Raw genomic sequence first — 22,084 nt, forward strand, 5'->3', positions numbered from 1 at the left:
TCAGAAGTTTTTTAACTCCATGAAATAACGTGTTTTTTACGATAATGCTGCGAGCAGGTTAGTTATTATGGGGTCACCAGATTCACTGCGGGAAATATTACTCATCAGGGTAATAAACACTTCTACTTATAAAGAGGTATTCCGATAGCCCGCAGCATTAAGCCTTTTTTTGTACTGCTGAGAGTTGATCGGGATCATGTGAATTGTTTCAGTTCCGATTATTTTCCAGGCTTGCTTTAACAGTACGGCTTGCCTATGCTGCAAGCCGTAACACGACTCGGGGTGCCCTTCTTAAATGAAGGCTGAGAAATACCCGTATTACCTGATCTGGATAATGCCAGCGTAGGGAAGTCTGATGCCTGACCGCATTCGCCTTCTTGTTCGCCGGTTGGGAGCTACGATGACACATCAATCTCAACACCTTTCTGCTGCGCACTTCGCGCCCGTTCTGCACACTTTCCGCCGTCAGTCACCGCTGGTGCACTGCATGACCAATGACGTGGTCCAGAACTTCACTGCCAATGTGTTACTCGCGCTCAATGCCTCACCGGCAATGGTGATCGATGCTGACGAAGCGGCACAGTTCGGCCGCTTTGCCGATGCGTTGCTGATTAACGTGGGCACGTTAACCCGCGAGCGCCAGCAGGCGATGCAGGCTGCCGTTATCGCGGCTAATCAGGCGGGCACCCCCTGGACACTCGATCCGGTTGCCGTCGGCGCGCTGACGCTGCGCAGCGACTTCTGTCAGCAACTGCTCAGCCAGCAACCGGCGGTGATTCGGGGAAATGCGTCAGAGATTCTGGCGCTGGCACAACAGGCCGGCGGCGGGCGCGGTGTCGACACGCTGCATCAGGCGGATGCAGCACTCAATGCGGCCCAACAGCTCGCGGAAACCTGGAGCACGCTTGTGGTCGTCACCGGTGAAGTGGACTACGCCACCGACGGCCGGCGACTCCTTGCCATAACCGGTGGAAGCCCGTTAATGACGCGCGTGGTCGGAACCGGCTGCGCACTTTCTGCTGTAGTGGCGGGATTCACTGCTCTGCCAGGCGATCGGCTGATGAACGTGGCGGCGGCCTGTCAGATAATGGCCCTGTCGGGTGAAAAGGCAGCGGCGCAGGCAGCCGGACCCGGCAGCTTTGTCACGGCGTTTATTGATGCACTCTGGACGCTGGAGGTAGAGCATGAAGCGCATTAATGCTCTGACGATTGCCGGTACCGATCCCAGTGGCGGCGCGGGCATCCAGGCCGATCTGAAAACCTTCTCAGCTCTGGGTGCCTACGGCACCAGTGTGATTACCGCGCTGGTGGCACAAAACACCCAGGGCGTGCAGTCGGTTTATCGCATTGCGCCTGACTTTGTTGCCGCCCAGCTCGATTCGGTACTGGATGATGTGCGTATCGACAGCGCAAAAATCGGCATGCTGTCTGAAACGGCCATTGTGGAACAGGTTGCAGCCCGGCTGAGGCGTGCTGAGATCCCGTTTGTCGTGCTGGATACGGTCATGGTCGCGAAAAGTGGTGATGCGCTGCTTTCGCCAGACGCCGTGGCCAGCGTACGGGAGCAGTTATTACCGCAGGTGTCGCTGATCACGCCAAATCTGCCGGAAGCGGCGGCGTTGCTGGATTGCGCTATCGCCACCAATGAGGCAGAGATGCGCGAGCAGGGGCGGGCCTTGCTGGCACTCGGCTGTCAGGCCGTGCTGATGAAGGGCGGTCATCTGGCGGCGTCGGAGAGTCCGGACTGGCTGATTACTCACTCAGCGGAACAGCGATTCAGCACGCCACGCGTGCATACCCGTCATACCCATGGCACCGGCTGCACGCTGTCGGCCGCCTTAGCCGCGTTACGTCCGCGCCATACTGACTGGGCAGAGACGATTGAGGAAGCGAAAAACTGGTTGCAGCAGGCGCTGTTACAGGCGGATTCGCTGGAGGTCGGGAACGGCATCGGACCGGTGCACCATTTTCATCAGTGGTGGTGACGGCGAAGGTCCGCATCGACCTGGTAATCAGGCGGTGCGGGCAGTTTCCGTTTCAGGGCGCTTCAAACCAGGCGCTGTTACGCTCGGCAATCGGGGTGATTGAGAAGATCATCTCCTGCAGGTGACGACGCATCGCCGCTTCGGCGGCATCGGCGTCATGGCGCTTCAGCGCGGCAAAAATCTCTTCATGCTGCTCAATCAGCCTCTCCGGTGGTGAGACTTCACTCAGCGTCAGAAACCGCACCCTGTCCATAGCCGCTTTTATGTTTTCCACCGTCTCCCAGGCGAGCTTGCAGTCAATGCTTTCAGCGATCAGGCGATGAAACTCATCGTCCAGAGTGAGGAAAGCCTGGCTGTCATGCCGCTCAGCGGCCATGCGCTGCAGCTGCAGATTATGTTCCAGTGCCATCAGGGCGGGATCGTCAATCTCCACCGCTGCCCGCCGCACTACCGACACTTCCACCGCCTCACGGATAAACCGGCCATCCGCGACACGTTTAGCGGAGATTTTGCGCACGAAGGTGCCGCGCTGCGGCAATACCTGTACCAGTCCGGCTTCAGCCAGCTTTATGAACGCTTCACGCACCGGCTGGCGTGAGACGTTGAAGCGTGCTGAGACCTCTTTTTCAGAGAGCAGCGAACCTGGCTGAATTGCGCAGGTAACAATATCTTTGCGCAGATAACGGTAAATCTGCTGATTTACCGGTTCGCTGGTAGTAATGGTATAGGCGATCGACATGCAGCAATATCCATATTACGGCTGGCCGGGGCCAGCGCGATGGGAAAGTGTCAGTCTAATCAGCGCACTGCGTCTGCGCCAGCGCTTTTAGCCGCGGTTGAGACACTGATGCACTGTGGCACGCGCGCCCTGGGTGGTGAGTTGCTGATACCAGACAGTCAGTCGGGCAACCACGTCGCTATTCTGCGCCAGATCCTCGCCGAATACTTCGCGGATGGCGAGCAATGCCCGCACGCGAGACTCACCTTCTTCACTGGTGGCAACGCACTCTGCGAGCTGCGCTTCCAGCGGATCGCGGATGTCGATCGGCTGACCCTGTTCATCGACGCCGCCGACATAGCGCATCCAGCCCGCTACGCCCAGCAGCAGCAGGTCGCAGTCACTACCGCGCTGCAGGTGCCAGCGCAGGCTATCGAGCATACGCTGTGGCAGTTTCTGTGTGCCGTCAGTGGCAATCTGTCCGGTGCGATGTTTAATGGCGCGATTTTCATAACGCGCAATCAGTGAATCGGCATAGGCGTTGAGATCCACGCCCTGAGTGCGCAAAGTAGGAGCCTGCTCATCGATCATCAGTGAACGGGCGGCGGCGCGGAAATGGTGATCGGCCATGCAGTCGCTGATGTATTCATAACCGGCAAGGAAGCCGAGATAGGCCAGGAAAGAGTGGCTGCCATTCAGCATGCGCAGTTTCATCTCTTCATAGGGCAGAACGTCACTGACCAGTTCTGCGCCCGCGTTTTCCCACGCCGGACGACCATTGACGAAGTTATCTTCAATCACCCACTGGAAGAAGGGTTCCGCTTCAACCGCAACCGGGTCGCTGGAACCCAGGCGCGCGCTCAGGGCCGCAAACGCCGCATCGGTCATCGCCGGAACGATGCGATCGACCATGGTTGAGGGGAAGGTAATGTGCTGCTGAATGTACTCTGCCAGCGCCGGATCCTGCTGCCGCGCCAGTTGCACAATCACGTTGCGGGTGACATGACCATTTTCCGGCATGTTGTCACAGGACATCACGCTGAAGGCAGGTAGCCCCTGGTCACGGCGGCGGCGGATCGCGGCCAGAATCAGACCTGGCAGCGAGCGCGGCGCATCCGGATGCTGCAGGTCATGGACGATATCGGGATGATCGGGATTTAAATTGCCACTGGCGGGCTGATGACAGTAGCCTTTTTCAGTGACGGTCATGGAGACAATCGCCACTTCAGGCTGACTCATGGCGTTAATCACCGCCTCAATACCGTCACTTTTACCGTGCAGCGCCTGGGTAATAACGCCAATTACCCGGGTATGCAGGGAATCATCAGCCATCTCGGTGAGGGTATAGAGCAGATGCTGCTCACGCAGAGCCTGAATCAGCGCGCCGCTGTTGAGGTTCACTTCGCAGTATCCCCAGTCGCTACCCTGTTCAGCCAGCCTGTCGCTGCAAAGTGCCTGATGAGCGCGATGAAAAGCACCAAAACCGATATGCACCATGCGGGTTTTTAACTGGCTGCGGTCATAAGCGGGGCGCCGGACCTCAGCGGGGAGGCAATCAATCTGTAACATAGTCCGTCCTTATGGCAAACGGGGCGCAAAGCGCCCCAAAACATCGTTCTGTTAGCGGAACAACACTCAGACCGAAACCGGTTTATCCTCAGGTTTCGGACTGCGAATCACAAACAGCACCAGGAAAGCCCCCAGCGCGGCGACACAACCCGCCAGCACAAAGGCGCTATCGAATTTACCGGTATGCTGAACAATAAAGCCGGTGACGATCGGCCCGATGATGCCGGAAAGGCTCCCCACCAGATGGATAAAGCCGCTGATGCTGCCGATACGACTTTTGTGCACCACATCCTGAATAATCGCCCAGTAGATCGCGCCGGTGATGTAGAGGAAGAAAATCGACACAGACATCATAATTACCGCAGGCACCACATCTTTTATCGTACCCGCCAGCGCCACACAAATTGCGGCGGCCAGCAGTGAGACCACCAGCACAATTTTGCGGGACAACAACAGCTTGCCGGTGATGTTAAAGATCTTATCGGAGATCCACCCACCCAGTGCCAGGCCAACGAAACCGACGATCCACGGGATCATGGTGGTGATGCTCATTGATTTGATATCCAGGCCGTGCGCCTGCACAAGGTAGGCCGGGAACCAGCTCAGGAAGAAGAACAGGATGTAGTTATAGCAGAAGAAGGCAAATGCCGTGACCAGGATAATCGGCTGGCGCAGGTAGTAGCCAAACGGATGTGACGTTTCTGACAGGTCAACCTCATCATTCGGGCTGGTGGCTTTCAGGCGATCGATCAGCTGACGCTCTTTTTCGGTGACCAGTTTGCTCTTCGCCGGATTATCAGCGGCAAAGAAGAGCCAGAACGCCATCCATACCAGACCGATACAGCAGACGATCACAAAGGCCGGACGCCAGCCATAGGCCAGGGCCAGATAACCAATGATCGGGCCGGCGACTGCGCCACCTAAAGGTGACCCGGCACTGAGTAAACCCATCGCCGTGGCGGCCTGTTTCTTCGGGAACCAGCCATTAATTGCTTTGTTAGCCGAAGAGCAGATCGGGCCTTCAGCCATGCCGAACAGCACACGCAGGATCAGCAGAGACCAGAAGCCAGTGGCCAGCGCGGTCATGCCGCAGAAAATGGACCAGGCACCCACTGCCACGGCCAGTACGATTTTTGGACCATAGCGGTCAGTGGCAAGCCCGCCAAGGAAGTTAAACAGGGCATAGCCAAAGAAAAAGCTGCCGAAGATCATGCCAAACTGCTCAGCATTAATCGCCAGATCTTTCTCTACCAGCGGTACGGTCAGCGACAGGGCGACACGATCGAGGTAGTTAATCATGTAAACCAGGAACAGCAGCAAAACGAGGGTCCAGCGCAGATTCTTGAACATACAAACTCCGTGATCTGTTTTATCTTTATAGTCATGCCGGCGGGTACGCACCGGCTGAGGAGACCTGGTGTTCAGCGGATAATTAACCCATCTGAAGTATGACTTTGCAGCAGGTGCGCGGATCTTTTTCGAACAGGGTCATCGCGCGTTCAATTTCATGCAGCGGAAAGTAGTGAGTGACCAGCTTCTCTGGCTGGATTAACCCTTTTTCCATCCATTCGATCACCTGTGGGAAACGATTGCTGTTAAGACGTGAGGTAAACAGCGACAGCTCCTTACTGGTCAGGCTCTGCTGAGTAATGCTGCACGGCTCGCCGGAGAAGCCCAGCAGACCGATGCGCGCGGCGGGTGAGGCGAGGGCAGCTGCTTCAGCCAGAATGGTGGGATGGCACGCCGCGTCGATAATCAGCGTAGGCTGCACGCCCTCAAGTTGTGCCGCCAGCGGGATTTCGCTGTTATCGAACAGTTGATCGGCACCGCTCTGTTCTGCAAGTGCCAGCCTTTCCGGCAGGCGATCCACCACCATCACCTTTTTAACCTTATAGACGCCCTTCAGCACCTGAATCGCAGTAAGCCCCATCGGACCGGCGCCGTAAATCAGCGCCACATCGTCTGGCTGTGGCTTGAGAAACGCGGTGATATTGGCGGCAATAGTGAAAGGCTCAATCAGACTGGCGAGCCGATCGGGGATGCTGTCCGGCAGGGAAAAGGCATTTTTCGCCGGAGCCAGCGCAAACTCGCTGAAGCCGCCATCACGGTGCACGCCAATCACCTGCAGTGTGGTGCAGACATTGGGACGGCCTACCGAGCAGGGATAACAGCTGCCGCAGCTCACCACCGGATCCACCGCCACGCGGTCGCCCAGCCGGGCCGGATCAACACCGTCGCCCACCGCGTCAATCACGCCAAAAAACTCGTGACCAATCACTCGCGGATATTTGGCGAACGGGTTATGACCGTGCCAGATATGCACGTCCGATCCGCAGATGCTGGCATAGGCCACTTTAATACGGACTTCGCCCGCCGCGGGTTGTGGCCGTGGACGTTCAGCCACCACCAGTTCACCCGGCTGTTCAATAACAACGCTTTTCATCAGCTTCTCCTCACCAGTTCCACAGGGTGCCATCTTCAAGACGGGCAACCGGGAGATAGGCAGGTTCATAGGGATATTTCGACGCCAGTTTCTCGTTGAATTCAATGCCGAGACCGGGTTTGTCGCCTGGATGCATGTAGCCCTGGTCAAAGGTCCAGTTAGCCTCAAACAGCTCCATCATCTGTTCGGAGAAGCCCATGTACTCCTGCACACCGAAGTTCGGCACCCAGAGGTCAAAGTGCAGTGCAGCCGCCATGCAGATAGGGGAGAGATCAGAAGGACCGTGCGAGCCGGTGCGTACCTGATAGAGCGAGGCAAAATCAGCGATACGCCGCATACCGGTAATGCCGCCCGCATGCGTAATGGTGGTGCGGATGTAGTCGATCAGCTGTTCTTCAATCAGCTGCTTACAATCCCAGATGCTGTTGAACACTTCCCCCACGGCAATCGGCGTGACGGTATGCTGGCGGATCAGGCGGAAGCACTCCTGATTCTCAGCAGGCGTCGGATCTTCCATCCAGAACAGGCGATAATCTTCCACGCTCTTGCCAAAACGCGCCGCTTCGATTGGCGTCAGGCGATGATGCATGTCATGCAGCAAGTGCTCATCGAAACCAAACTTGTCACGGATGGCGGCGAACAGTTTCGGGGTGAAATCGAGGTATTTCTCGGTTGACCAGAGCTGCTCTTCGGGCCAGTTACCTTTAGTTGCAGGCTCATAGGCCAGACCTTTGCCTTTCGCCATGCCGTAGGTGGTTTTCATGCCCGGGACGCCGCACTGCGCGCGGATCGCTTTAAAGCCCAGCTCTTTGTGCTTCGCGTAGTCATCCATCACTTCATCAATGGAGTGGCCGGTGGTGTGGCAATAGACCATCACGCCGGTGCGTGATGCGCCACCCAGCAACTGATACACCGGCATATTGGCGGCTTTGCCTTTGATATCCCACAGTGCCATATCGACGGCCGAGATAGCGGACATGGTGACCGGGCCACGACGCCAGTAAGCGCCCTTGTAGAAATATTGCCAGATGTCTTCGATCTGATGCGCATCGCGGCCAATCAGCTGCGGGCAGACATGATCTTTCAGGTAGGAGGCGACCGGCAGCTCGCGGCCATTCAGCGTGGCATCACCCACGCCGGTCAGACCCTCATCGGTGGTGATTTTGAGCGTGACAAAGTTTCTGCCTGCGCAGGTTACAAATACTTCCGCCTTAACAATTTTCATCCTGGTTGCCTTTCAGTCAGCGTTCAATGACGAAAAAGTACGCGCTTTAATACTACCATACAAGTTAGTCTGGCAGAGTTGTGAAGCCAGTCACAGACTGTTTTCTGGGACGAAATGGGGTAATGAACTGGCGTATTATTTGGCGACAAAAAGGGCGGCGTGGTAGTAAAACGACGGGCGGCCAGCGTGAAAAAGGGGCTTTCGCCCTCTTAAGGTTATTGACAGCGTCTGCCCCTGCTGGCTGTAAGACCCAGCCGACGAAGGGAACACAGTCAGATCGGAAAGTCGCAAAAGCCGCCATCCCTGGCATGCTCGTCCCGCGTCGTCCCTGACGCGGGACGCTTTCCTCCTCTGCCCGTGTTCCCTACGCTTTAAGCTAATGCGTTGCTGCTAAATTCGTACAGCTGTGAGTTTGTCAGTAATCTGAAGGGGCTTTCGCCCCCTGACCCATGCTCAGGAAAGGAGTTCACACTGTGGTGGCAGGCGACAGCTCAGCGCGCCCGCCATCACCTGAATCACGAATTCGCGCCCGGAGAGCGGTTCGCCATCAAGGTTAAAGGTCATCTCGTGCGGAGAGCGAATCGTAAGCGACTCCAGCTGCGTGGTGACGATGCCGGGATTGTCATCGTCGCCGGTCAGGGAGTGCAGCAGCGTCGGCAGCAGCTCCTGCGCGGTGACAACACTGACGTCCAGTCGGCCATCATTGATCAGGGCAGAAGGGCATAACCGCTGACCGCCGCCCGCCTGACGACCATTACCAATACCGATCACCAGCGCATCACCCTGCCAGGCGAAATCGGGGCCGCTGATCTCGCAGGTATCGGGTTTCAGGGTATCCATGCGCATCAGGCCGTGAATAAAGTAGGAGACGCCACCCAGCGCCGACTTCAGCTTTTCCGGCGTTTCAGTCGTGATACGGGTGCCAAACCCGCCGGTCGCCATATTGATGAAGTAGTGGCTCTGATTTACCCTGGCCAGATCGATGGCACTAGCTTTGCCCTGAATTGCCAGTCGCAGTGCCGGTTCCATCTCTTCCGGGATGCCGACGCTGGTGGCAAAATCGTTGGCGGTACCCAGCGGCAGGATGCCCAGCACCGGGCGATGATCCGCTTCAGAAGAAGCCAGCGCTGTCGCAATTTCATTGATGGTGCCATCGCCACCACCGGCCACCACGGTCGCGGCCTGCAGCGCAATGGCCTCTTTAACGTACCTGTCGCCGTCACCTTTTTCAAACGTGACACGCACCGCAATGTCGAAGCCTTCTTCACGCAGAGTCGTAATAGCTTCGCGCAGATCATCATTACCCGCGCCTTTCCCATTCAGGATGAGCAGCGTAAGCGGTTTATTATCCATTTTGCGTTCCTTGAAGATCTACAGAGTAAGAAGGGATTTATAACACAGCTGCCAGCAGTAAATTATTGGCGAAAGAGAGAAAAAAGAAAACCCGCACGGGGGAGCCGGGCGGGTAAATGAGGTGGTTCCTGGTAAATCTGCCGTTTGTTGTTACTCGTTAGCAGCAGGCGGGACTATAAAGCAGCGCTGCGCAGGGGTCTGTGATCCTGTTCTGATTTCCTCAAAATGTTTCCGTTGGTAAACGATTATGAGGGTCCCGGGTATCTTCACCGTGATCAAAATTGCGCAGCAGCAGTGCAAAACGCAGATCCACCTCCTCGGGCACCCGCAGCCAGACGCGATGGCCATCGCCCGGCGCAACTTCAGTGGGTTCGCCGCGTGCATTCTGCAGCGCGTCCAGCTGGCAATTCAGATTCCCTTGAGGCGTCATGATCTCCACGCTGTCGTGCAGCATAAACTTATTCTTCACCGCTACTTCAGCCCATTCGCCCCGGCGTTCGCCGGTGAATTCGCCGACAAACTGCTGGCGGTCGGACACCGAAAAGCCCTGCTGATAATTCTGGTAACTGTCGTGAGTGTGGCGGCGCAGGAAACCTTCGGTGTAGCCACGATGGGCCAGGCCTTCCAGCGTTAACAGCAGTGAGGGATCAAACGGCTTACCGGCCGCGGCATCATCAATCGCCCGGCGATAAACCTGGGCAGTGCGGGCGCAGTAGTAGTAGGACTTGGTGCGTCCCTCAATCTTCAGTGAATGTACGCCCATCTCGCTGAGCCGCTCCACGTGCGCCACTGCGCGCAGATCCCGCGAGTTCATGATGTAGGTGCCGTGTTCATCTTCGAACGCACTCATCACCTCGCCGGGCTTCATCTTCTCTTCCAGCAGAAATACCTTGTCGGTGGGCTGACCGATGCCCAGCGTGGGCGTCACATCCTGTACCGGAATAGGCTCATGACTACCGACGATATTCCCCACTTCATCCTGCTGGCCTTCCGCCACTTTATACTCCCAGCGGCAGGCGTTGGTGCAGGTGCCCTGATTCGGATCGCGTTTGTTCATATAGCCCGACAGCAGACAGCGACCGGAATAGGCCATACAGAGCGCACCATGAACAAAGACTTCCAGCTCCATCTCCGGCACCTGCTGGCGGATCTCAGCGATCTCCTCCAGTGACAGCTCGCGTGACAGAATCACCCGGCTCAGCCCCATCTGCTGCCAGAATTTTACCGTGGCCCAGTTGACCGCATTGGCCTGCACCGACAGGTGAATCGGCATCGTCGGGAAAGCCTCACGTACCAGCATGATCAGGCCGGGATCGGACATGATCAGCGCGTCGGGCTGCATCGCCACCACCGGCGTTAAGTCACGAATAAAGGTTTTCAGCTTGGCGTTGTGGGGCGCAATGTTCACCACCACGTAGAATTTTTTACCCAGCGCGTGCGCTTCATTAATGCCCAGTGCGAGATTCTCGTGGGTAAATTCGTTGTTGCGCACGCGCAGGCTGTAGCGTGGCTGGCCGGCATAGACGGCATCGGCACCATAAGCAAAGGCGTAACGCATGTTCTTCAGCGTGCCGGCGGGGGAAAGCAGTTCGGGTTTCATGATGTTCTCACTGATGTCAGGTCAGTATGCCGCCTTAAGCGGCAGAAGCAGAGCCGTTAAGCCCTGCAAAAGGTGCGGAATTGTAGGCAGTGAGAAAAGGGAAGTAAATTGATCGGGATCAAACTAGATCAAATGACAGGCATCGGCTTCCCAGCGATAGCCCATGCCGTAAACGGCACGGATAAAGGGTTGCTCGCTGTCGAGATTCTCCAGCTTGCGCCGCAGATTCTTGATATGGCTGTCGATGGTGCGATCCGTGACCACGCGATAGTCATCATAGAGATGGTTGAGCAGCTGTTCGCGTGAAAAGACCTTGCCCGGCTCCAGCGACAGGGTTTTCAGCAGCCGGAACTCCGCCGGGGTAAGATCCAGCGGCTTTTCACGCCAGCTGGCGAAGAATCGGCTCTCATCAACCCGCAGTAACGAGGCGCTCTGCGGCTCCTCCGTCGACCGTTTTATCCGGCGCAGGATTGTTTTGACCCGCGCCACCACTTCACGCGGGCTGAAGGGTTTACAGATGTAGTCATCCGCGCCCAGCTCCAGCCCCAGCAGCCGATCAATCTCCTCGGTGCGGGCGGTGACCATAATAATCGGCAGCTCGGAATGGCGACGGATTTCACGGCACAGCGTTAAACCGTCGGTGCCTGGCAGCATTAAATCCAGCAGCATCAGGTCGGGTGGCGTCTGGCGCACGTAATCCAGTACCGCGTTGCCGTCGGCGATGTGATGGGTACGGTAGTTCGAAGCGTGCAGATAATCGATCATCAGCTGCGCCAGTTTCGGCTCATCTTCGACCACCAGAATCAGCGGGTCATGGTTTTCCTGGCTCATAAGCGTTTACACAGGGGGAACATAGCGCAAGTGTAGCGCGATTTTCAGTCCACCTAAATCAGAGTGCGTCGCATGAATATCGCCGCCGTGGGCGTCTGCGATATTTTTACAGATGGCCAGGCCCAGGCCCGAACCGCCGCTGGCGCGATTGCGCGAGCCTTCGGTGCGGAAAAAGCGCTCAAAAATCTGCACCTGATGTTCTCTGTCAACGCCGGGTGCGCTGTCATCAAACTCAATATGCCAGTGAGGGGCTTCATACTTCAGCGTCACTTCAACCCGGCCACCGCTGTCAGTGTAGCGCAGGCTGTTCTCCAGCAGATTCGTGAACAACTGCATCAGGCGGTCGGGATCGCCAAAGAAGGGAGCGTTGTCGGGTAAATTCAGCTTCAGCGTCAGGCCATGCGCGCGGTAGCGCTCGGCAAAGCTGCCCGCCGTTACTTCCAGCAGTTGCACCAGATCGGTCGCCTGCTTGCGGTAGGCGAGGGCACCCACGTCCGACAGCGACAGCTGATGCAGGTCTTCGACCAGCTTGGTCAGCACCACCACTTCACTCTGGAGTGAGGCGATCGCGTCTGGCGTCAGTTTGCGTACGCCATCCTGCATCGCTTCCAGTTCACCGCGCAGGATTGCCAGGGGCGTGCGCAGCTCGTGGGAGATATCGGCCATAAAGGCGCGGCGCATGCTTTCGTTTTTCTCCAGCGAACTGGCCAGCAGGTTAAAGTCACCGGCCAGCTGGCCAAGCTCATCCCGGCTGCTGACCTCAACGCGGGTGGCAAAATTACCAGCCGCCAGATGATGCGTGCCATCGACCAGCCGCTTGACCGGCGCCAGCAGGCCACGCGCCATCAGCCAGGTCGCCAGCGCCGCCAGCAGCGTTGACAGCCCCACGATAATCCAGCTGGTGCGCCGCTGCTGTTGATCAAAATTAATGTCGGTACTGCGCGTCAGCCGCTCCGGCGGCGAGCCGATGACCCAGCCGACTACTTTGCCGGTGCTGGTGGTAATGTTGCGGCGCGTCCCCTCCGGCGGCACCGGCGCACGCGGCCCGACCATCACTTTATATTGTTGATCGAGGATCCAGAACTGGGTGCGCCAGCCGTGTGGCGGCAGCTGGCTGTTGCTGTCGGGATTCTGCTCCAGTGAGCGCAGCATGGTGAAGACCAGCCGATCGTTGTGGCGTAAAAAATCCCAGTTCCCATGCTGCTCATACTGATCGGCCAGCGCATCGCTGAGCAGATTTAACCGCTGCTCATTGCCGCGCTTAATGTAGTCGACAAAGCCGTGTTCGAAACTGAGGCGAACGCCCCAGTGCATAGTGATCAGCACCAGCATGCAGGTGGCGAAAATCGCCATAAACAGTTTGGCCCCGATTCCCAGGCGCAGGTTAACACTCATTTTTTTCTCCGGCGTCGCAGATCAACGTTGGTACTCACCTGTGGCGGAACGCGCCAGAACACCAGCGCGGGCAGGATGATAATCAGCGACATGCAAAGGTAGGTATAAATAAACATCTGGTGTTCCGCTGGGCTGTTTGCCGTACTCTGCTGGGCAAACGCGCCCAGCAGCAGCCCGGCCACGGTGACGCCAATACTCATCGACAGCTGCATAATCATCGACAGCAGGCTGTTACCGCTGGAGGCCAGCTCATCGGGCAACTCCTTCAGCGTCAGGGTATTCATCGAAGAGAAGCGGATGGCGTTGACCATACCCTGCAGAAACAGCACCAGCGGCAGCAGCCAGACCCAACCCATGAGCGCCACCAGCGGGAACAACAGGACCACCAGCGCCAGCGCTACGGTCGACATCACCAGCACATTACGGTAGCCATAGAGATTGACGATGCGCACCACAATGCGCTTCATCCCCATATTCCCCAGCACCATCGGAATCATCATCAGACCGGCGTGAAACGGGCTGTAGCCCATGCCGAGCTGCAGAAAAATGGGCGTCATAAAGGGCAGCATGCCGCTGCCGATGCGGCCGGTAAAACTGCCGAGCAGGCCAATAGAGTAAACGCGATGATCAAACAACTTCAGGCTGAACAGGGCGTTATCATTTCCGCGCGCATGCATCAGGTAAAACAGCAGAGAGAAAATGCCAGTGAGGATCATGGCCCCCAGCAGCAACGGCGAACCGCCGCTGCTGCGCTGACCATCCAGCGCCAGTGTCAGGGTAGCCATACCGGCGGCCAGCAGAATAAAACCACCGAAATCAAAGCGGCGCGTCTGCATGCTGTAGTTGGGCATCAGCATCAGGGTGGCGATAGCGCCTGCGATACCGACCGGAATATTAATCAGAAAGATCCAGTGCCAGCTGGCGTACTCGACCAGCACACCGCCCAACGCCGGACCCAGCAGCGGACCAATCTGGCCAGGCAGGGTCACAAAGGTCATGGCGGACATATACTGTTCTCGCGGCACGATTTTCATCACCGTCAGGCGACCCACCGGCACCATCATGGCCCCGCCAATCCCCTGAACCACGCGCGACAGCACCAGCTGATCCAGCGTGCCGGACAGGGCGCACAGTAGCGAACCCAGGCTGAACAGCACAATCGCGCAGAAGAAGATGTTGCGCACGCCAAAGCGATCCGCCAGCCAGCCGCTGACCGGCAGCATCACGGCCACCGTCAGCACGTAATAGACGATCACCGAGTGCATGTGCAGCGGGCTGACGCCCAGGTCGTGTGCCATCGACGGGATCGCGGTATTGACGATGGTGGTATCCAGCGTCTGCATAAAGAAACCGATGGCAACAATCCACAGTTGCCAGCGGACGTTAGTGCTTTGCGTAGTCATCAATCCCCCCGATTAAGGCGTCACATTCCCCGTCTGTCGCCGCCAGACCCATTACGGCTGCTGCGCAGCGGCCAGCGGGCGTTTTCTGCGCCGCAGCTTATCCATCATTAAATAGACGACCGGCGTCGTGAAGAGCGTCAGCAGCTGACTCATCACCAGTCCGCCCGCGATGGTAATCCCCAGCGGCTGGCGCAGTTCAGCACCGTCGCCGCTGCTCAGCACCAGCGGTAGCGCGCCAAACAGCGCCGCCAGCGTGGTCATCAAAATGGGCCGGAAGCGTAACAGGCAGGCTTGGAATATCGCCTCGCGCGCGCTGAGCTGGCCGTTTCGCTCTGCCTCCAGTGCAAAGTCGACCATCATGATGGCGTTCTTTTTCACAATGCCGATGAGCAGCAGAATCCCGATCAGCGCAATCAGGCTGAAGGGCGTATCAAACAGTTCCAGTGCCAGCAGCGCGCCGACACCCGCCGAAGGCAGGGTAGAGAGGATCGTCAGCGGATGGACATAGCTCTCATAGAGGATCCCCAGCACGATATAGACCGCCGCTATCGCCGCCAGCATCAGCCAGAGCTGGCTGCTCTGCGACTGCTGAAACACCTGCGCGGTTCCGGCAAAGCTGCCGCGCACGCTGGAGGGCACGCCAATCGCGGTCATGGTGCGTTCAATTGCCTCCGATGCCTGCGACAGCGACACACCTTCCGGCAGGTTGAATGAGATGGTCGAGGCGGCAGACAGCCCTTCATGATTGACCGAGAGTGGCGCATTCGCGGGCTGCCAGTGGGCGAACCACGACAGCGGAATCGCTTTACCTTCGCTGTTTATCACGAACATCTGCGACAGGGCGCTGATATCCTGGGTGTAGCGTGGATCGACCTCCATCACCACTTTGTACTGGTTAAGCGGCTGGTAGATGGTGGAGATCTGACGCTGACCAAAGGCGTTATTCAGCAGGGCATTGGCCTGAGAGACATCGATGCCGAGCCGCGCCATGCTTTCCCGGTCATAGGTCAGCGCCATCTCGCTGCCTTTATCCTGCTGATCGGAGTTCACATCCGCCAGCTGCGGCAGGGCAGAGAACGCCTCGCGAATTTTCGGCTCCCACGTCCGCAGCGCGGCGAGATCGTCCGATAGCAGCGAATACTGATAACCGGCATTCGACTCCCGGCCACCTGCGCGCAGATCCTGCACCGCATTCAGGTAGAGGCTGGCGCCCGGCTCTTTCGCCAGCTTTGTACGCAACCGGGCGATGATCTCCACGGCACTCTCTTTGCGCTCTGACAGCGGCTTCAGTGAGATAAACATGGAGCCACTGTTGGTGCGCATGCCACCGGTAAAGCCCACCACGCTGTCTACAGCGGGATCGGCACCGACGATCTCCATAAAATCCTGCAGTTTACTGCGCATCGCCTGAAACGAAATGCTCTGGTCAGCAGAGATAAAGCCGGAGAGTCGCCCGGTATCCTGTTCCGGCATAAAGGTTTTCGGGATATGAACAAACAGCCAGCCGGTCAGGAAAATGGTGGCGAAAAACAGCAGCATGACCCAGCGTGCATGGTTCAATACCACGTTAAGCGAGCGACCATAACCCTGCTGAAGCGCCATCAGCAGCCGGCCTGCGCTGCGGCGACGGGGCTGGCTGCGCGGCCCGTGGGGCTTCAGCAGATACGCGCACATCATCGGTGTCAGGGTGATGGAGATAAACAGCGAGATGATGATAGACACCGACAGCGTAATGGCAAACTCAGAGAAGAAACGGCCAATCAGGCCGCCGATCATCAGCAGCGGCAGGAACACGGCAACCAGCGATAGGCTCATCGACAGCACGGTAAAGCCGACTTCCCGTACCCCTTTCAGCGCGGCGGCCAGCGGTTTCATGCCCGCTTCGACATGGCGGGCAATGTTCTCCAGCACTACGATTGCATCATCCACCACAAAGCCGGTGGCGATAGTGAGCGCCATCAGCGACAGGTTATTCAGGCTGAAGCCGCACAGGTACATCGCGGCAAAGGTGCCGATCAGCGAAACCGGCACGGCGACGGCGGGGATCAGCGTGGCACGCCCCGAGCGCAGGAAAACAAACACCACCAGGATCACCAGCGCCACGGCGATTAACAGAGACTGCTCCACTTCATGCAGCGAGGCGCGAATGGTGGGCGAGCGATCCTGAGCAATCTGCAGATCGATGGCGGCCGGGATCACCTCATGCAGCAGCGGCATTTCGGCACGGATCCGGTCAACCGTATCGATGACGTTGGCTTCAGGCGTTTTGCGGATCAGCAGCAGCACCGCGGGTTTACCGCGCGACATCCCGGCGTTACGCACGTCCTGCACCGAATCCTCGACGGTCGCCACATCGGACAGCTTCACCGCTGCACCGTTTTTGTAATGCACCACCAGCGGCTGATACTCACGGGCGGTCTGCAGCGCGTCATTGGTACGCAACTGCCAGCGCTGCTGCGCGTCATCCAGTGCGCCCTGCGGCCGACGCTGGTTGGCGTTCGAGATCGCGGTGCGCACCGCATCCAGCGACACGCCCTGATTAAACAGCGCCTGCGGATTGAGCGCCACACGCACCGCAGGCAACGAACTGCCGCCCACGGTGACGTCGCCCACGCCCTCGATCTGCGACAGCTTTTGTGCCAGCTGGGTCGAGGCGTAATCATAGAGCTGACCAGGATTGTAGGTATCCGAGGTCAGCGTCATGATCATAATTGGCGCATCAGAAGGGTTTACTTTGCGATAGGTGGGACGCGTCGGCATGCCTGTGGGCAGCAGGCTCTGCGCCGCATTGATCGCGGCCTGCACATCGCGCGCCGCGCCATTGATATCGCGATCAAAATCGAACACCAGAATGATGCGGGTGCTGCCCAGCGAACTGGTGGAGGTCATTTCACTGACGCCCGCGATGCGTCCCAGCGAGCGCTCCAGCGGCGTGGCCACCGACGACGCCATAATCTCCGGTGAGGCACCCGGCAGTGATGCCGAGATGACAATCACCGGGAAATCGACCTGCGGCAGCGGTGCTACCGGTAGCAGCCGGAAACCCAGCATGCCCGCCAGGGCGATGGCCAGCGTCAGCAGGGTCGTCGCGACGGGCCGGTTGATGAACAGGGCAAAGAACTTCACTCTGCGGCCTCCGTGCTGCCAAAGCGGCGACGGGTAGCGTGCGCCAGACGATCAAACAGCAGGTAGATCACCGGCGTAGTGAACAGCGTCAGCACCTGGCTCAGAATCAGCCCGCCGACCATGGCAATGCCCAGCGGATGGCGCAGCTCAGCACCGACGCCGGTGCTGAGCATCAGCGGCAGCGCGCCGAGCAGGGCGGCCAGCGTGGTCATCAGAATCGGGCGAAAGCGCAGCAGGCAGGCCTGATAGATGGCATCAACAGGCTTCATACCCTGTTCACGCTCCGCCGCCAGCGCAAAGTCGATCATCATGATGGCGTTCTTTTTCACGATGCCGATTAGCAGGATGATGCCGATAATCGCCACAATATCCAGTTCATTGCCGCTGAGCATCAGCGCCAGCAGCGCGCCAACACCCGCGGTAGGCAGCGTCGAGAGAATGGTGATCGGGTGAATAAAGCTCTCATAAAGCACGCCCAGCACGATGTACATCGCCACAATGGCCGCCACCATCAGCCAGACCGTGCTGCCGAGCGCCGCCTCAAAGGCCAGCGTGCTGCCCTGGAACTGGGTCATCAGTTCGGCAGGCATGCCAAGCTGCGCTTCTGCCTGTGAGACGGCTTTTACCGCATCTTCCAGCGAATAGCCGTCAGCCACGTTGAACGAGAAGGTCGCCGACGGGAACTGGTCGAGATGGTTAATACTCAGCGGCGTGTGGCGCTGCTCGATACGGGCAATGGCACTTAGCGGCACGCTGCCGCCGTCGCTGCTGTTCAGGCGAATAGCATCCAGACTCGCCAGCCCTGGCGTGGCGTTATTATCCTGCTCCAGCACTACACGATACTGATTCGCCTGCGTATAGATGGTTGAGATGAGCCGCTGCCCAAAGGCGTTATAGAGCGCGTTATCGACGTCCGCCATGCTGATGCCAAGCCGGCTGGCACTGTCGCGGTCCACGTTGACATAGGCTTCCAGCCCCTGATCCTGCCAGTCACTGCTGACATCGCGCAGCTGTGGCAGGGTGCTGAGCCGGGTCAGCAGGGCCGGAACCCAGGTGCTGAGCGACGATAGTGAACCCGATTGCAGCGTGAACTGATAAGGCGTGCGGCTCGCCTGGGTATCAATGGTGAGATCCTGCACCGCCTGCAGCCACAGCTGCACGCCCGGTACCTCACTGACCTGCTGTTGCAGGCGCTGCTGAATGGCAGGAATGCGGTCGTCGCGTTGATCCAGCGGTTTGAGGTTGATCTGCAGCCGCGCGCTGTTCAGCGAGGCATTGGTGCCATCTACGCCGACAAACGAGGTCATGCTCTCAACCGCCGGATCTTTCATGATAATGGAGGCAACATCGCGGGTGCGCTGCGCCATACTGGCGTAGGAGACCGACTGCGGAGCCTGGAGCGTACCCTGAATAATGCTGTTGTCCTGCTGCGGGAAGAAGCCTTTCGGGATCACCATCCACAGCAGCAACGTCAGGACCAGCATGCCCAGCGCCACCGACAGCGTCAGCCAGGGGTGATTCAGCACCCGGCTCAGGCCACGACCGTAGGTGGCGACGATACGATCAAACATCGCTTCACTGGCCCGCGAAAAGCGGTTCTGTTTGCGCAGCGACTCCGCGCTCAGCATCCTGGCGCACATCATCGGCGTCAGGGTCAGTGACACCACCGCTGAAATCAGAATCGCCACCGCCAGCGTGACGGCAAATTCACGGAACAGGCGGCCAATTACGTCGCCCATAAACAGCAGCGGAATCAGCACCGCAATCAGTGAGAAGGTGAGGGAGATAATGGTAAAGCCAATTTCCCCGGCCCCTTTCAGTGCGGCGGTCAGCGGTTTTTCCCCTTTCTCGATATAGCGTGAGATGTTCTCAATCACCACGATGGCATCATCGACCACAAAGCCGGTGGCGATGGTCAGCGCCATCAGCGTCAGGTTGTTAATGGAAAAGCCAAGGAAATACATCGCTGCAAAGGTACCGATCAGCGAAAGCGGTACGGCCACCGCCGGGATCAGCGTGGCGGGTACGTTGCGCAGAAACAGATAAATGATCATCACGACCAGCGCCATCGCCAGCATCAGCTCAAACTGTGTGTCGTTGACCGAAGCGCGAATATTGGTGGTGCGGTCGGTGAGCAGTTTAACGTCTACCGACTTTGGCAGGGCGGCGGTCAGGGCGGGCAACATGGCACGGATATTATCTGCCGTGGCGATGATATTGGCACCAGGCTGACGCTGAACGTTGAGCACAATCGCCGCATCGCGGTTGGCCCAGGCACCGAGCCAGCTGTTTTCTGCTCCCTGCTCAATGGTTGCCACATCCCCCAGTCGTACCGGCGCACCATTTTTATAGCTGATGATAAGCTGGCGATAGTCTTCCGCCGACTTCATCTGGTCATTGGCTGACAGAGTGACGGAGCGGGTCGGGCCATCCAGGCTCCCTTTAGCCGAATTGACGTTGGCATTGCTGATCGCGGTCCGCACCGTTTCGCTGGTCAGACCCAGCGCCGCCAGCGCCTGCGCATTCATCTTCACCCGCACCGCCGGACGCTGACCGCCCGACAGCGTCACCAGTCCGACGCCGCTGACCTGAGAGATTTTCTGTGCGACGCGCGTTTCCACCATGTCCTGCACCTGCGTCAGCGGCATGCTGCGGGTGGTAACGGCCAGCGTCATGATCGGCGGATCGGCAGGGTTCACTTTGCTGTAGACCGGCGGATTAGGCAGATCGTTGGGCAGCAGATTGGTAGCTGAGTTAATGGCTGCCTGCACCTCCTGTTCTGCCACATCCAGCGGCAGCGTCAGCTGGAACTGCAGTGTCACTACCGAGGCACCGCCGGAGCTTTGCGACGCCATCTGTTTCAGGCCAGACATCTGACCAAACTGACGCTCAAGCGGGGCAGTAATCGATGAGGTGACCACATCCGGGCTGGCACCCGGATAGAGCGTGACGACCTGGATGGTCGGATAGTCGACTTCGGGCAGCGCCGAGACCGGCAGGAAGCGGTAGCCCAGTATCCCGGCCAGCAAAATCGCAATCATCAACAGCGTGGTGGCAACCGGGCGCAGAATAAACTGGCGTGACGGCCCGCCACTGTGATCGGGAGGCATGACCTGCATTACTCACGCTCTCCTTTTGACGGCAGGGTCGCGCGGGTGGCGCGCGGAGCATTGCTCTGCGGCGCGACCACCTCAACTTTCGCGCCTTCGGTCAGGCGATCCAGCCCGTCTGTCACTACGCGTTCACCCGCCTCCAGACCGGCGCTGATCACCACTTTCTCACTGTCCTGCAGACCAGCAATTACGCTTTTTTTGCTGACCTTATTGTCACTGTTCACCACCCAGACAAAGTGGCCTTCGTTGCCCATCTGCAATGCGGCAGGCGGAATGACCACTGCATCCTGCAGGGTGTTGACCTTCAGCCGCACATTGACGAACTGGTTAGGGAACAGCGTATCGTCCTGATTATCAAAACGCGCTTTGATTTTGATGGTGCCGGTGGTGACATCAATCTGGTTATCCAGGCTCAGCAGTTTGCCGCTGGCGATCAGATTCTGATTACTGCGATCCCAGGCCTCAACCAATAGCGGCAGGCCGCTTTTCTGCGCCTGCAGAATGGAACTGATGCTGTTTTCTGCCAGGGTAAAAACCACATCAATCGGGTGCGTCTGGGTGATCACCACGATACCGGAGGTGTCGCCGCTGGTGACATAGTTGCCAACATCCACCTGTTTCAGCCCGACCCGGCCAGCAATCGGCGCGGTGATCCGGCTGTAGGTCAGGTTGAGCTGCGCAATGGCAACGCCGCCCTCATCCGCTTTCAGGGTGCCGAGTGTTTCACTCACCAGTGAGCGCTGAGTGTCCAGCTCCTGTTGTGACACCAGCGAGGTTTTTGCCAGCTTCTCGAAGCGCGCCAGGTCACGACGGGCATTCGCCAGCGTCGCCTGATCTTTCGCCAGCTGGCCCTGAGCCTGGGTTAACGCCACCTGATAAGGCCGCGGGTCGACTTCTGCCAGGAGATCGCCTGCGTTCACCTGCTGGCCTTCGGTGAAGTGGATCGCCAGCAGGTCGCCATTGACCCGACTGCGCACCGTGGCGGTGTTAGCGGCGGTCACCGTTCCCAGTCCGCTGAGAAATTGCGGCACGCTCTGGCGAGTGGCGGTTGCGGCCTGAACCGGTGCGAGGGGACGACGCGCGCCATCACCGCCGCCTTTACCGCCACGTGGCGCTGGCGAATCCGTCTGGCTGCTGCTCTGCGGCTGGGCATTGCGTTGCCAGGCATAGTAGCCGCCAGCGGCCACGGCGATCAGGGCCAGCACGATCAGGGTTTTTTTCATAACAGGATGTCGGGTGCTCATGATTGTTGATGCTCTCCAGCAGTGACGTAGTCCCAGGCGCAGGCATGAAAGGGGTAGCCTGCAAACGACAGAGTGTAGT

Annotated in this window: 15 protein-coding genes and 1 riboswitch; of the genes, 2 read left to right on the forward strand and 13 right to left on the reverse strand. The window is 58.3% G+C overall.

Annotated features, from left to right (window positions below):
• Positions 1-268: 268 nt before the first annotated feature.
• Positions 269-366, forward strand: a riboswitch (TPP riboswitch).
• A gap of 34 nt (positions 367-400) precedes the next feature.
• Entirely contained in the window at positions 401-1,198 is a 798-nt protein-coding gene (gene thiM, locus K6R05_RS06510) for a hydroxyethylthiazole kinase (protein WP_161732243.1), read from the forward strand.
• Entirely contained in the window at positions 1,185-1,985 is an 801-nt protein-coding gene (gene thiD / locus K6R05_RS06515) for a bifunctional hydroxymethylpyrimidine kinase/phosphomethylpyrimidine kinase (RefSeq protein WP_222925226.1), read from the forward strand. The genes thiM and thiD overlap by 14 nt, the downstream gene beginning before the upstream one ends.
• Positions 1,986-2,037: 52 nt before the next feature.
• Here thiD and K6R05_RS06520 read toward each other — a convergent pair whose 3' ends face one another.
• The 13 genes from K6R05_RS06520 to K6R05_RS06580 form a co-directional block, all read right to left on the reverse strand.
• Complete coding sequence (locus K6R05_RS06520) at positions 2,038-2,724, reverse strand: GntR family transcriptional regulator (protein ID WP_161732247.1); 687 nt, start codon at positions 2,722-2,724, stop codon at positions 2,038-2,040.
• An 87-nt stretch (positions 2,725-2,811) separates the two neighbouring features.
• A complete protein-coding gene (locus K6R05_RS06525) occupies positions 2,812-4,272 on the reverse strand; it encodes a mannitol dehydrogenase family protein (protein WP_222925227.1) in 1,461 nt (486 codons plus the stop codon).
• 66 nt (positions 4,273-4,338) lie between these two features.
• On the reverse strand, positions 4,339-5,622 hold the full coding sequence (locus tag K6R05_RS06530; protein WP_222925228.1) for an MFS transporter: 1,284 nt from the start codon (positions 5,620-5,622) through the stop codon (positions 4,339-4,341).
• 82 nt (positions 5,623-5,704) lie between these two features.
• On the reverse strand, positions 5,705-6,715 hold the full coding sequence (locus tag K6R05_RS06535; RefSeq protein WP_222925229.1) for a Zn-dependent oxidoreductase: 1,011 nt from the start codon (positions 6,713-6,715) through the stop codon (positions 5,705-5,707).
• Between the two features lie 10 nt (positions 6,716-6,725).
• Complete coding sequence (gene manD, locus K6R05_RS06540) at positions 6,726-7,940, reverse strand: D-mannonate dehydratase ManD (protein ID WP_161732254.1); 1,215 nt, start codon at positions 7,938-7,940, stop codon at positions 6,726-6,728.
• Positions 7,941-8,393: 453 nt separating this feature from the next.
• Positions 8,394-9,293, reverse strand: coding sequence for a lipid kinase YegS (gene yegS, locus K6R05_RS06545; RefSeq protein ID WP_161732256.1), 900 nt, complete (start codon positions 9,291-9,293; stop codon positions 8,394-8,396).
• A gap of 220 nt (positions 9,294-9,513) precedes the next feature.
• Complete coding sequence (gene trhP, locus K6R05_RS06550; protein WP_222925464.1) at positions 9,514-10,896, reverse strand: prephenate-dependent tRNA uridine(34) hydroxylase TrhP; 1,383 nt, start codon at positions 10,894-10,896, stop codon at positions 9,514-9,516.
• A gap of 120 nt (positions 10,897-11,016) precedes the next feature.
• On the reverse strand, positions 11,017-11,724 hold the full coding sequence (gene baeR, locus K6R05_RS06555) for an envelope stress response regulator BaeR (RefSeq protein ID WP_161732258.1): 708 nt from the start codon (positions 11,722-11,724) through the stop codon (positions 11,017-11,019).
• Between the two features lie 6 nt (positions 11,725-11,730).
• Positions 11,731-13,119, reverse strand: a complete 1,389-nt coding sequence (gene baeS / locus K6R05_RS06560) for an envelope stress sensor histidine kinase BaeS (RefSeq protein ID WP_161732260.1) — start codon at positions 13,117-13,119, stop codon at positions 11,731-11,733.
• A complete protein-coding gene (locus tag K6R05_RS06565; protein WP_222925230.1) occupies positions 13,116-14,522 on the reverse strand; it encodes an MFS transporter in 1,407 nt (468 codons plus the stop codon). The genes baeS and K6R05_RS06565 overlap by 4 nt, the downstream gene beginning before the upstream one ends.
• Before the next feature lie 51 nt (positions 14,523-14,573).
• Positions 14,574-17,648, reverse strand: coding sequence for a multidrug efflux RND transporter permease subunit MdtC (gene mdtC / locus K6R05_RS06570; protein WP_222925231.1), 3,075 nt, complete (start codon positions 17,646-17,648; stop codon positions 14,574-14,576).
• Positions 17,645-20,767, reverse strand: coding sequence for an MdtB/MuxB family multidrug efflux RND transporter permease subunit (locus tag K6R05_RS06575; protein WP_222925232.1), 3,123 nt, complete (start codon positions 20,765-20,767; stop codon positions 17,645-17,647). The genes mdtC and K6R05_RS06575 overlap by 4 nt, the downstream gene beginning before the upstream one ends.
• On the reverse strand, positions 20,767-22,005 hold the full coding sequence (locus K6R05_RS06580) for an MdtA/MuxA family multidrug efflux RND transporter periplasmic adaptor subunit (RefSeq protein ID WP_222925233.1): 1,239 nt from the start codon (positions 22,003-22,005) through the stop codon (positions 20,767-20,769). Before K6R05_RS06580 ends, K6R05_RS06575 begins: the two co-directional genes overlap by 1 nt.
• Positions 22,006-22,084 lie beyond the last annotated feature (79 nt).

Origin of the sequence: Pantoea alfalfae (assembly GCF_019880205.1) — a bacterium.
GTDB lineage: Bacteria > Pseudomonadota > Gammaproteobacteria > Enterobacterales > Enterobacteriaceae > Pantoea > Pantoea alfalfae.